General features: G+C 60.0%; 14 protein-coding genes. 3 read left to right on the top strand and 11 right to left on the bottom strand.

Annotated features, from left to right (window positions below):
* Positions 1 to 2 precede the first annotated feature (2 nt).
* Positions 3 to 341, bottom strand: a complete 339-nt coding sequence (locus tag J2J98_RS06995; RefSeq protein WP_064706766.1) for a hypothetical protein — start codon at positions 339 to 341, stop codon at positions 3 to 5.
* Between the two features lie 411 nt (positions 342 to 752).
* Here J2J98_RS06995 and J2J98_RS06990 point away from each other — a divergent pair, with 411 nt between their 5' ends.
* The 3 genes from J2J98_RS06990 to J2J98_RS06980 all read left to right on the top strand — a co-directional run bounded on the left by J2J98_RS06990 (position 753) and on the right by J2J98_RS06980 (position 4532).
* Positions 753 to 2654 carry a putative bifunctional diguanylate cyclase/phosphodiesterase gene (locus J2J98_RS06990; RefSeq protein ID WP_207602727.1) on the top strand — a complete coding sequence of 634 codons (1902 nt, stop codon included), beginning with the start codon at positions 753 to 755 and terminating at the stop codon, positions 2652 to 2654.
* 248 nt (positions 2655 to 2902) lie between these two features.
* The gene (locus J2J98_RS06985; RefSeq protein WP_138395016.1) at positions 2903 to 3547 is read left to right on the top strand and encodes an HD domain-containing protein; all 645 of its coding nucleotides are present in this window, start codon (positions 2903 to 2905) and stop codon (positions 3545 to 3547) included.
* A gap of 127 nt (positions 3548 to 3674) precedes the next feature.
* Positions 3675 to 4532, top strand: coding sequence for an MOSC domain-containing protein (locus J2J98_RS06980; protein WP_207602726.1), 858 nt, complete (start codon positions 3675 to 3677; stop codon positions 4530 to 4532).
* A gap of 39 nt (positions 4533 to 4571) precedes the next feature.
* On the opposite strand, the gene J2J98_RS06975 is transcribed toward J2J98_RS06980, so the two are convergent.
* The 10 genes from J2J98_RS06975 to J2J98_RS06930 form a co-directional block, all read right to left on the bottom strand.
* A complete protein-coding gene (locus tag J2J98_RS06975; protein WP_207602725.1) occupies positions 4572 to 5567 on the bottom strand; it encodes an aldo/keto reductase in 996 nt (331 codons plus the stop codon).
* Positions 5568 to 5666: 99 nt separating this feature from the next.
* Positions 5667 to 6437: a DNA repair protein RecO gene (gene recO, locus J2J98_RS06970; protein ID WP_207602724.1), complete on the bottom strand. Its 771-nt coding sequence runs from the start codon at positions 6435 to 6437 to the stop codon at positions 5667 to 5669.
* 150 nt (positions 6438 to 6587) lie between these two features.
* Positions 6588 to 7073 (bottom strand): response regulator, encoded by a 486-nt coding sequence (locus J2J98_RS06965; RefSeq protein WP_207602723.1) that lies wholly within the window; start codon positions 7071 to 7073, stop codon positions 6588 to 6590.
* Positions 7074 to 7175: 102 nt separating this feature from the next.
* Positions 7176 to 7928 (bottom strand): Crp/Fnr family transcriptional regulator, encoded by a 753-nt coding sequence (locus tag J2J98_RS06960; protein WP_064707057.1) that lies wholly within the window; start codon positions 7926 to 7928, stop codon positions 7176 to 7178.
* A gap of 147 nt (positions 7929 to 8075) precedes the next feature.
* Positions 8076 to 9017 (bottom strand): GTPase Era, encoded by a 942-nt coding sequence (era, locus tag J2J98_RS06955; RefSeq protein ID WP_064706761.1) that lies wholly within the window; start codon positions 9015 to 9017, stop codon positions 8076 to 8078.
* A 7-nt stretch (positions 9018 to 9024) separates the two neighbouring features.
* On the bottom strand, positions 9025 to 9744 hold the full coding sequence (gene rnc, locus J2J98_RS06950) for a ribonuclease III (protein ID WP_064706760.1): 720 nt from the start codon (positions 9742 to 9744) through the stop codon (positions 9025 to 9027).
* Positions 9741 to 10484, bottom strand: a complete 744-nt coding sequence (gene lepB, locus J2J98_RS06945) for a signal peptidase I (RefSeq protein ID WP_064706759.1) — start codon at positions 10482 to 10484, stop codon at positions 9741 to 9743. The genes rnc and lepB overlap by 4 nt, the downstream gene beginning before the upstream one ends.
* A gap of 114 nt (positions 10485 to 10598) precedes the next feature.
* A complete protein-coding gene (gene acpS, locus J2J98_RS06940) occupies positions 10599 to 11003 on the bottom strand; it encodes a holo-ACP synthase (RefSeq protein WP_064711132.1) in 405 nt (134 codons plus the stop codon).
* 37 nt (positions 11004 to 11040) lie between these two features.
* Positions 11041 to 11631 carry a DUF2062 domain-containing protein gene (locus J2J98_RS06935; RefSeq protein ID WP_064706757.1) on the bottom strand — a complete coding sequence of 197 codons (591 nt, stop codon included), beginning with the start codon at positions 11629 to 11631 and terminating at the stop codon, positions 11041 to 11043.
* 153 nt (positions 11632 to 11784) lie between these two features.
* A complete protein-coding gene (locus J2J98_RS06930; protein ID WP_064706756.1) occupies positions 11785 to 11934 on the bottom strand; it encodes a DUF3563 family protein in 150 nt (49 codons plus the stop codon).
* Between the last annotated feature and the right edge of the window lie 182 nt (positions 11935 to 12116).

Here is a 12116-nt window from a genome sequence, read left to right as displayed (position 1 = left end):
CGTCAGGCGGCTTCGAAATCAAACTGGCCGTAGGTGTTGCGGTATAGATCGTCGGATTGACTGCCGCTCGTGGGCGCAGCCTGCTGCAACGGATAGGGTACGGCGATACTGCTTGTCGTGCTGCTGTCGTGCGTATCCATCATCAGCGCAATCAGGCTGCCGGAAAATCTGGGCTGCGCCTCGCTGCCTACGTCTTCTTCCAGAAGTTCCTTGATGATGCCCGGTTTCTCATCGGCGGCACGTTCGCCGCGGCTCAGCACGCCATCGCCGTTTAAATCGAGCCGCGAAAGCGTCGCGAGATAGGCATATGAAGTGTCTGAAACGGATGTGGTGCGGGTCATACAAACCTCCATTCACCGCCTTTTGCCGGTGGTGTTTGTACGCAATACGAGGTGGGAAAGAACTGTTGACTCGGTGGTTAAACTGATTTGCGCAGTGCGTCAATAAGTTGTTAACTTCTCATTAACAATGGTTGACCGAAATTACCGCAGCGCACTCGGACCAGCTATCCATCGTTGCCCGGCCCGTTATCTCAGTCATTTTCAATATAGAAAACAACCGTCTGACGACGTGCACCTCTGCTGCACTGCAACCGAATATTAATCCGCCCGCTCCAAAATAGTGTCATCAGACGTTGCCCTCGTAAATATTGATCTCAATGGTTTTTCTCAGAAAGGTTTTCATGTCTGACATTTTGAGGCACGTCCCTCAGACGCGGGCGGCTTTTCCCATGGCGAGCCAAGATGTTTCCCATGAAGGCTGAAGCGCTCTTCTGGCGGCAATGCACAGAGGCTGTCATGGCCGATGGATCAATCGACGCGCAGCGTCTGATGGAACTGGTGATCGCGACCTATCGCAGCCATGAAAGCGATAATGAGGCAATCGAGAGAAGCGCAGAAGCCCTTCTAAGGGAAAATCAGACACTGAGAGGGAACCTGTCGGCCCTCAGTCAGGCGTTCGACGGACAGAAGAAACTTTTCGAGATTGTTCTGAACAACCTGCCGCTCGGTCTCAGCGTCTTCGACGCCAGCCAGCGGCTGACGCTTTACAACGTCCGCTTCCCTCAACTCTTCGGCCTGACGCCGGAAGATATCGCTGCGGGCACGACGATCGCCGAACTCATCGGCAAAATGCGCGGCAAGGAAAGCAATGCCTCCAGATCCGTCCGGCAGACAGCACGTCCTTCCCTAGCCAAGGCGGGAAGCAGCATCCGCCGGCGCGAATGGCTGATGCATGATGGCCGCATCGTTCAAAGCGTCGTCACCATCCTCTCCGACGGCAGCAGCATCGCCATCCATGCCGATATCACCGAGGATCGAAAGGCGGCCGAGCGCATCACCTATCTCGCCCATCACGATCCCCTGACCGATCTTCCCAATCGAATGTATTTCCGCGAGCAGATCGATGCGGCGCTCGCCGAGCGCAAGCCGCACGAGCAGATAGCCCTCGTCCATCTCAATCTCGACCGGTTCAAATCGATCAACAACACGATCGGCGTTTCGGTCGGCGACAAGATCCTGCAACAGGTCGCGGAGCGGATCCGGGTCTCGGCCGGCCCAGAAAACACGCTAGCGCGCCTTGGCTCGGACGAGTTCGCCATCCTGCAGACGGGTAAGCAGCAGCCGTGGAACGCGGCGGCGCTGGCCGAGCAGATCCGCCGCCAGCTTTCGGAGCCATTCCTGAACGGCGAAAAGCAGGTGGAGCTCAGCGTCTCCATGGGTATTGCAATCGCTCCGGAGAACGGCGAGGAAACCGATATTCTTCTGAAAAATGCAGGCGTGGCGCTGTCGCATGCCAAGGCGGACGGGCGCAAGCGCGAGCGCTTCTTCACCGGCGAGATGGAAGCGCAGATGCAGTTGCGCCATGCGCTGGAGGCAGATCTTCGAGCCGCCGTCGAGAACGAGGAGTTCGAACTGCATTACCAGCCGCTCTACGATCTTGCCGAGCGGCGGATCTGCGGTTTCGAAGCATTGCTCCGCTGGAACCATCCGGTCCGAGGCCGCGTGCCGCCGATGGATTTCATTCCGCTTGCCGAGGAGGTCGGACTCGTCGTCGATATCGGGCGCTGGGTTTTGCGCCAGGCCTGCAGGGATGCTGCCCAGTGGCCGGAGAGCATCAAGGTCGCGGTCAACGTTTCGGCGATCCAGTTCCGCAGCAGCGATCTGACACAGGACGTCAGCCAAGCGCTTGCCGCCGCCGCGCTGTCGCCTTCGCGGCTCGAACTCGAAATCACCGAGAGCGTCTTGATGGAGAACCTCAACGAGGTGCTGCCGATCCTGCATGCGCTGAAGGAGCGCGGCATCCGCATCTCGATGGACGATTTCGGTACCGGATATTCCTCGCTGAGCTATCTCTCGAGCTTTCCCTTCGACAAGATCAAGATCGACAAATCCTTCGTCAACGACATCGTCGACAACAAGGAAGCGCATGCGATCATGCGCGCAATCATCCTGCTCGGCGACGCGCTCGGCATGCGCGTCACCGTCGAAGGCGTCGAGACGGCCGCCCAGCTGACGTTGCTCGAATGCGAGGAATGCGACGAGATCCAGGGATATCACATCAGCCCACCGCGTCCGGTCCGTGACGTGCCCCACCTTCTCTCCCTGCCGCCGAAGGGTAACGGCGCAACAGCGTTTCCGGCGTTCCAGCACTAAAGCGCTCGCGATCTTTCAGATGCGCTCGCCACGCTTTAGGCCTTTGATTTTTCGCATGCCGTCATCGCAAAACCGCTGCACACTTTTGCGCGACATGCTCCAACACCGCCTCGATTGCGACTCGCCCGCCAAGCCGTTACAACCGGCTTCGAGATCCGCAGATCCTCGCAGCCGCGTCGCTTTCCGAAAGCTGGCTTCGCTTTCGGCTGGTGCTCTATCGACAATTTTTTCCAACAAGAGGTGGCGCAATGTTCGAGGCCGAAGCCTTCTCCCCTCATGAAACGCTCGCAGCGGCGTTGATCGCACACGCGGCAGAGGGCGACGACGGTTCGCACGATCTTGCCCATATCCTGCGCGTCTTCAGGAACGCCATGCGGATCCACGCGGGAGAAGGCGGAGATGGGCGGGTCCTTGCCGCCGCCGTGCTGCTGCACGACTGCGTCGCCGTCGAAAAGAATTCCCCCTTGCGGGCAAAAGCGTCGGCCTTGGCGGCAGAAAAGGCATCGGCGATTCTAACCGAACTCGGCTGGAGCAACGCCGATATCGAGGCCGCGGCCCACGCCATCACCGCCCATAGTTTCTCCGCCGGAGTGGCGCCGCAGACGCTCGAGGCGAAGATCCTGCAGGACGCCGACCGGCTGGACGCGATCGGTATGATCGGGGTCGCGCGCTGCTTTTATATCGGCGGACGAATGGGTTCAGGTCTCTACGACCCGCTCGACCCTGCCGCCAAGAACCGTTCGCTCGACGACAAGCGTTATGCCATTGACCACTTCCAGACAAAGCTGTTCAAGCTGGCGGAAGGATTCCAGACCGAGACCGGCCGCCGGATTGCGGCCGCGCGCGACAAGAGCCTGCGCGATTTCCTCTCGGCCTTCATGGACGAGATCTAGAGCATGTCGCGCAAAAGTGTGCAGCGGATTTGCGATAACGACATGCGTAACAACAAGGGCTTAAAGCGCGCCAAGCGAATCTGAAAGATCGCGATGCGCTTCAGGAAACGATATCCGGGAGAACAGCATGCATATCAGCGACCTCTTCATCTACCCGCTCAAGAGCGCCCGCGGCATTGCTTTGCCTGCCGCCGAGATCGACGCCTATGGGCTTGCCGGCGACCGGCGGGCGATGATCACCGACCCGCAGGGTCACTTCATCACCCAGCGCGAACTGCCGGATCTCGCGCGCATCGAGATCCGGCCGGAAACCGGCACCTTTCGTCTGCTGATGGAAGGAAAGCCCGAACTGTCGGTGCCCCCGCCTCGGCCAGAGAGCCGTATGGATGTGACCGTGTGGAAATCGACCGTCTGTGCTGCCGTCGCCGACCCCCACAGCAACGGGCAGCTTTCCGAATGGCTTGGCCGCGAGGTGCGGCTGGTCTTCTTCGACGGGCAGGCACGGCGGACGGCGAATGCCGAATGGGCCGGCGAAGGCACGCCGGTCACCTTTTCCGACGGCTACCAGATCCTGGTAACGACGACGGGTTCGTTGAAGGCGCTGAATGCCGATCTCACCGCGCATGGCGAAGGTAGCGTCGGCATGGAAAGATTCCGTCCGAACATCGTCATCGACACCGAAGAGGCCTGGCCGGAGGACCACTGGGCGGTGATCGAAATCGCCGGCGTCCGTTTTGATCTCGTTAAACCCTGCTCCCGCTGCATCATGACGACGCAGGACCAGCTCACCGGTTCCCGCGAGGGGCCGAACCCAATGCCGGCCATGGGCCGCATCCGCATGTCTGCCGATCGGCGTGTGCCCGGGCCGCTCTTCGGCTGGAACGTCACGCCGCGCGGCAGCGGACGGATCACAATAGGTGACACCGTCAAGATTCTTGAAGAGCGGCCGGAAGGCTGGGCACTGAAGGTTCGCGCGCGGGCCTGACCGGCGGCGCCGCGCGGGCAATGAGGGATGCATCCCCCCTTATTCGCGAGCAAGTGCGGCATCGATCGCGGCCATGACTTCGGCCGGCAATGGTCCCTTATCCAGCGCGCCGGCATTTTCCTCGACCTGGGCGACTGTGCGGAAGCCCGGAATGGGGAAGGTGCGCGGCGACCGCGCCAGGAGCCACGCAAGCGCCCCCTGCGTCAGCGTGCGGCCGCCCGACGTCAGGAGACCGCGGACCGCATCGAGCCTTGCGGCAAATTCCGGAGCCATTCGCCCGTCTTTGAAATAGACCATCCAGTCGAGCGCCGCGCCGCGGACATCCTTGGCGCCCACTGCCTTGTCGGCGCTGAACTTGCCAGTGAGCAGCCCCATGGCCAGGGGACCGCGATTGATCGATATCAAGCGATTTTGCTCGATGACCGCGATCATTTCCGGCACCGGCTCGAAGACGTTCATCGTATGCTGGACCGAGACAAAGCCGTTGCGGCCGGCGTGCCGGGCGGCCCGATCGGGGAAATCGGTGCTCCAGCCGAATGCGTCGATCTTGCCTTCGGCGCGTAGCGCCTCCAGCGTATCGAAGACGGCATCCGACTGTTCCAGCGGAAAATCATTGAGGTGAAACTGCAGGAGATCAAGGCGGTCGCGCTTGAGACGGCGCAGCGACGTCTCGACCGAGTGGCGAATAAAAGCCTCATCGGCGAAGGCGCCGGTTGCCTGTTTCGTCGCCGGGTCGGTCGCGAAGCCGAATTTGGTGGCGACGATGATGTCGTCACGATTGCCCACCGCCCGGCCGAGAACCTCCTCCGAATGGCCGGCGCCGTAATTCGAGGCAGTGTCGAAGAAGCGGATGCCGAGTGCGATTGCGCGATGGATCGCCTCGACGGATTCATTGTCGTCGACTTCGCCCCAGCCGAGCGGCGTGTCACCGGCGAAGAAAGGGCCGCCGATTGCCCAACATCCCATGCCGAGGCGCGGAATTTCGCGGCCGTTCCAGAGCGTGATCTTCGTCGGTGATGCGGTCTTGGTCAGCATGAGCTCCTCCTTGATTGGCATTTTTCAAGAAATAGGTGCCGCTCATCGGCGGGTAAACCGCCAAATCCGGAGGATGTTTTGCAGCCGTAAAAAACGGGGTCAGGCGGAGACGCCGTTTGGACCGGAAAGCGTCCGCAAAGCTGGATCAAGCGCCCTGAGTGCAGCCTGGACAAAGCCGTCACGCGCTGCTGCAGCCTCCATGCCGCGCGGTTCGTAAACGTGGCGATGCAGGAAGAATCCCGTCAGACGGAACGCGGCTGCAAGGCTGTCGAAGTCCGCCGCCTGGTTGCCTTCGAAACCAAGGAAGGGCGGCAGGATCAGCATCTTGTCGGCCCACGGTGCACCGGCGCTGCGGCTCACGGCGCGGCCGGATTTCGGCGAGACATAGGCGAGATCGGAGCGAGCGCCGGTCGCCGCGCATTCGGCAAGATCGAGACCGAAGCCGAGATCGTTCAGCACCGCCAGCTCGAAGCGTACGAAAAGCTCGCCGGCATCGGCCGGATTATGCAGGTGATCGAGGATCACCTCCAGCGCGTCGAAGAGGTGCGGATGCGGGTCGCGCTCCGGCAGCAGCCGCAGCAGAGCGCCCATCGCCTGCACGCCGTAGACGGCGGTCGCGGTTTCCATCAGGCGGGCGGCGCGCAGCGTCACCGGCTCGACCCGGAATTCGCCGAGATGTTCGTCAAGCCTGGCGCGCCAGACGACCTCCACGGCATTGCCCGGCTGCAGCACCGGCTGCATGGCGCGCGAACGGCCGGACCGCACCAAGCCAAGGTGACGGCCGCGATCGCGCGTCATCACCTCGGCGATGACGCTCGTCTCACCGTGGCGTTTGACGCCCAGAATGATTGCATGGTCCTGCCACTGCATAGAAAGTCCCTGCGGCCGCTTAACCCATCCTAACCCATAAGTCGGATAACCGGAATCGATTTCCCGAAGGATTTCCGCAGTTTCAAAGCGATAAGGTCTTTGCGCGCAGGACTACGCTCTCAAGCAGATCCAGCTTCAATCAGGGGGGAGTCATGCCGCAGCGGGCAGAAGCCTCTGCAGGAATTCGCGCATCGCCTTTTCATCGAACGGCTTAACCAACAGCGGTATGTGCTGAAGGTCGCACGGGAAGTCCCGTATATCGGAATAGCCGCTAACAAAACCGAAGGGGATGCCGGCATCGAGAAGATGGCGGGCAAACCCGAAGCTCATGCCCTCGCCGAGATTGATGTCGAGAAGGGCGAAATCATATTTCTCCGCAGCGATGGCGGCTCTTGCCTGATCGAGACTGCCGACAATATCGATACTGTCGACACCCGCGAGGCGCAGGATATCCTCCGCCTCCATCGCGATGATCAGACTGTCCTCGAGAACCAAAACACGGAGTGCATTCATAATTCCGTGCCCCTCGTCGCGCGCTTGTCGCAGCGCCCCGGCCGTATCGCCAACATCATTGCCCTCCGGTGCCCCGCATGGCACGCTATCGGTGAATTCCGCCACCAGTTCTGAATAAACCATTTTTCTGCCCGGTCGATAAGAATCAAAATCGGAGGAAAGATGACGACCGACCTTATTTTCCCGAATGCTAAACCGCATTTAAAAAAGACATAGACCGATCGGCTAAATGAAAGGACGCTTGCCCTCTCCAAGCCCTTCCCAGCCGGCGATCGCCATTAACTCCTCACCATTTTGAACTTCGCAGCCGCGCTCCTGCCAGCGGATCAGACCGCGTTCTCCGAGCTTTCTCAGTGTCTTGTTGGTGTGAACGATGGAAAGACCGAGAGTGTCGGCGATGTGCTGTTGAGTGATGGGGATGAATTTGCGGCCGTTGAAGAGATCAAGCTTTCTGCCGCGCTCATACAGGAAAGCGATCAGATAGGCGGCTCTTTCCAAGGCGGTGCGGCGGCCGACACTCAGGAGATGCTCATCCAGTATCCGCTCTTCGCGCGCGGCGATCCAGGTGATGTCGAAGGCGAGCGAAGCATGTTTGTTGTAGAGCGTCATCAATCGGTCACGCTCGAAGACGCAAAGGGAGACGGGTGAAAGCGCTTCGATCGAATGCTGCATCTCGCCGGCGATCGTTCCCTGCAGGCCGATCAGGTCACCCGGCATGATGTAATTGAGAATCTGGCGGCGCCCGTCCTCGAGCATTTTGTAGCGGAAGCCCCAACCCGAAAGCACGGTGAAAAGATGAGCGCTGTGGGCGCCTTCGACAAGAATGGTGGAGCCGGCATCGACGGCAAGTTCGCCTCGCTTGAAACGCGAAACGAATTCCAGTTCGTCACGGCTGAACTCCCTGAAATGCGGCAGAGGCCGCAAGGGACATAGCTCGCAAGGGGTCTTGAAAGAATAGATGCGTTTCGACGTAGCCATGCCTGCCCTGCGGTCGCGCAAACGACGGCCCGTCTGACGCGTCGCCGACCAGGGAATGCGCAGAGCCCGGATTTCGTTCCGCAACGAAACGGATTTTTTCCTACGAAACAAAGGGCTGGACGCTGCCCGATAAAATCGTTGCCATCCCTATTTAGGGAATTCGAGGCCCATTTCTCGGAAACGCTCGGGATCATCGCCCCAGTTTTCTCGAACCTTGACGAAGAGGAAGAGATGAACCGGCTGCTCCAAAATCTCCGACAATTCCTTGCGGGCGGCCGTCGAGATCGCCTTGATGGTTTCACCGCCTTTGCCGAGGGCGATCTTCTTCTGGCTGTCACGCTCGACATAGATCACCTGCTCGATACGAACCGAGCCGTCCTTGCGCTCCTCCCACTTTTCCGTTTCGACATGCGAGGAATAGGGAAGCTCCTGGTGCAGGCGCAGAAACAGCTTTTCGCGGGTAATCTCGGCGGCAAGCTGGCGCATAGGGAGATCGGAGATCTGGTCTTCCGGATAGTACCACGGCCCCTCCGGCAAGGTGCTGGCCAGATAGTCCATGACGTCGTCGCAGCCGGAACCGTTTTCGGCTGAGATCATGAAGGTGCGTTCGAAAGCAATCTTTTCATTGGCGGCGGCGGCCAGCGCCAGCAGATCCTCCCGGTTCACGCGGTCGATCTTGTTGAGCACCAGGATTTTCGGCTGCTGGACTTCCTTGAGGCCCTCAAGGATAGCTTCAGCATCACCGCGCAAGCCGCGCTCGCTGTCGATCAGGAGCATGATCAGATCGGCGTCCTTGGCGCCGCCCCACGCCGAGGTCACCATGGCGCGGTCGAGCCGGCGGCGCGGCTTGAAGATGCCGGGCGTGTCCATGAAAACGATCTGGGCGTTGTCATGGATGGCAATACCGCGGACGATCGCGCGCGTCGTCTGCACCTTGTGGCTCACGATCGAGACCTTGGCGCCGACAAGGCGATTGACCAGCGTCGATTTGCCGGCATTGGTCGGCCCGATAAGCGCGACGAAGCCCGAATGCGTCGGACCATGGGTTTCTGCAGCAGCTTCGGCCGCGATATCTTCTTCTTGTGTCATTGTCCCGTCAATTTCCGGCAGGCGACTGCTGCCAAATGCCTTCGCGCTCGAGCATCTTGGTCGCCGCGACCTGTTCGGCGGCACGCTTCGACCGCTCTACGCCGGTTTCCGGCTTTATGCCAGCGACTTCCACCGTCACTTTGAAACGGGGATCATGATCCGGTCCGCTGCGTTCATCAACCCGATAGATCGGCGTGACGCCGAATTTTGCGTGTGACCATTCCTGCAACTCGGTCTTGGCGTCTCGCTTCGCGCCGTCCGCCCGCACCGCCCTGCCCTGCCAATAACGCAGGATGAACCTACGGGCGACTTCGAGACCGCCATCGAGATAGATCGCGGCGATCAGGCTCTCGACGACATCGGCGCGCACATTCATCATGCGCTTGCCGGTCAACTTCTTCACATCGGCGCCGGTGCGGATATAAAGGTGGAGATTGAGTTCGTCGGCGACCGCGGCACAGGTTTCGGCGCTGACAAGCTGGTTGAGGCGAACGGAGAGCTCACCCTCCCCCGCCGTGCCGAAGGTGCGGAATAGAAGCTCGGCGATGCAGAGCCCGAGGACCCTGTCGCCGAGAAACTCCAGCCGTTCGTAATTGCCGCCTTTTTCCGTGCGGGCGCTGGCGTGGGTCAGCGCGCGGTCCAGGCGTGCCTTTTCGGCGAAGTCATGGCCGATCAGGCTTTCAAGCTTTGCGCGGTCCGCCGCAGAAAGCGTCTGCGCCTTGCTCATTCAACAACCTTGAAGAGGCGATCCCAGCGCATGTTCGTCGGCCACTTCCAGATTTCGCGGAAAGACGTGTCGTTTCCGAGCGAGAAGAAGATGACGCTGGCGCGGCCGACAAGATTTTCAGCCGGCACGAAGCCGACGTCGAAGCGGCTGTCGAGCGAGTTGTCGCGGTTGTCGCCCATCATGAAATAATGGCCTTCCGGCACGATGAATTCGCGGGTGTTATCGCCGCGCGAAACCGGAGACTGGTCGAGCGTGTCGTAGGTCTTGCCGCTATCCAGCGTTTCTCGGAACACCGGCACGTCCTTGCCCGGATCGAGCTTGTAATCCGAAGTGAAGCTGCCATCCGCCACCTTCGGAACCGGCTTGCCGTTGACATAAAGGACGCCGTCCGTGACCTGGATACGGTCGCCGGGCAGGCCGATGCAGCGCTTGATGTAATCAACATCAGGATTTGGCGGGAAACGGAAGACCACGATATCGCCGCGCTTCGGCTCGGAGCTGAAGATGCGGCCGCTGAAGATATCAGGCGAGAAGGGCAGCGAATATTTCGAATAGCCGTAGGCGAACTTATTGACGAAGATATAATCGCCGACGAGCAGCGTCGGCATCATCGAGCCCGACGGAATGGTAAAGGGCTGGAACAGCACGGTTCGAATCACCATCGCCAAAATCAGCGCCTGAATGATGACCTTGATATTTTCCCAAAGGGCGTTCGGCTTGGTTTCGACTTTTTCGGACACGCAGTCTTATTCCTTTAAGACGCCGTAAAGGCGCAATTCTTTCTACCGTTCTCTCTAGCGGCTTCGGCTGGTTGCGGCAATGGCGACAACATCAAAAGCGACGAGAGGTCGCGATCAGGGGTTCTCGGGCAACGCCTCGATGATAACGAATGCCTGCGCCAAGGGATAATCATCGGTTATTGTCAAATGAATGGCGGCTCTATGGCCCGCGGGCAGCATCGATTCGAGGAGCACGGCGGCGGAACCGGTCAGTTGCATGGTCGGCTTGCCGCTTGGCAGATTGACGACGCCCATGTCCTTCCAGAAGACACCCTGGGCCATGCCGGTGCCGAGCGCCTTGGAACAGGCCTCCTTGGCGGCGAAACGCTTGGCATAGGATGCAGCGCGGTTTGCCCGGCGGTCTGAACGGGCACGCTCGGTCTCGGTGAAGCAGCGATGGGTGAAGCGCTCGCCGAAGCGCTCGATCGATTTCTCGACGCGACGAATGTCGATCAGATCGCTGCCAATGCCGATGATCATGCCGAAACCTTCCGTCGCTTAAGAATTCTGCACCGGCTCATGCGCTCGCCATGTCGCTCGCCGGGCTTGCCGGGCGCAGGCGCGCCCGCTCCATCAGCCGCGTGCGCCGGCGCGTCTGAAAACCTTTGACGGTGTAGAACGTCAACGCATAGAGCGCAACGGAGGTCACGATCGCCGGCGGAATGGCGCCGATCAGCATCGGCTCCAGCACCGGCCTCCATAATTCCGTGAAGTTCAGCTTATGAAAGAGCGCGGCGAGATCCACAGCCTGACCGGCCAAATGATCCTCACGGCTCAACAACAGATGGCCGATCTCCCAGGTGACACCCCAGATGAAAGGATAGGTCAGCGGATTCCCGAAGGCGGCGCAGCCGAGAGCCGCGGCCACCATGTTGCCGGAGAGGAAATAGGTGATGACGAAAGCCATGACGAAATGCACGCCGACGAACGGCGTCCACGAGACGAAGACGCCCGCGGCGACGCCGGCCGCAACCGCATGCGGCGAAGCGCTCAGGCGCAGGATGCGCATTGTCAGGTAACGAATGGGGCGAAGGAAACCTTTTCGGGGCCATAGAAGCTCCCGCATCTTTTCCCTGAAGCCCGCGGGCTTGCGACGGCGAAACAACATGGCCGCTATTTAGTGCAGCGCACAGGACCATGACAAGAGCGGCAAATTATACCGCCCGAAACAGCTCGCTGGCCAATCTCGCAAAGGAGCACTTCATACCGAGGGGCGCTCGTTACACGTAACGTCCCTCACTCGACCAAGTAAAAAGCAGTATCAGCGATTGCGGAACAGGCCGCGATCGACCTGGCGCTGACGAAACTCGAGATCGATACGATCGAGCGAGCCGTTCAGATAGGCCATTTCACGTTCCTGTGTGGTCGGAGCGCGAAAGGCGCGAGCGATTTTCCTGATAGGATCAAACATTACCTTGTCTCATCTTCTGTTTACGTTTTCGATGACCAGAAGATAGTCCTGCCAAGAGTTAATTACCACCGCCGCAACATGGACACAGCTATGCGCGAAATGCATTCCTTGCCTTATTGCTGCGCCCCGCGATGATAAAACGCTCATAAAATGTGCATTTGCCGATCCGGCCAGGACCATGG

The organism is Rhizobium bangladeshense (genome assembly GCF_017357245.1).
In the GTDB taxonomy this organism is placed as follows: Bacteria; Pseudomonadota; Alphaproteobacteria; order Rhizobiales; family Rhizobiaceae; genus Rhizobium; species Rhizobium bangladeshense.
Note: the sequence above shows the minus strand (reverse complement) of the source record. Positions and strands in the feature narration are given on the sequence as shown.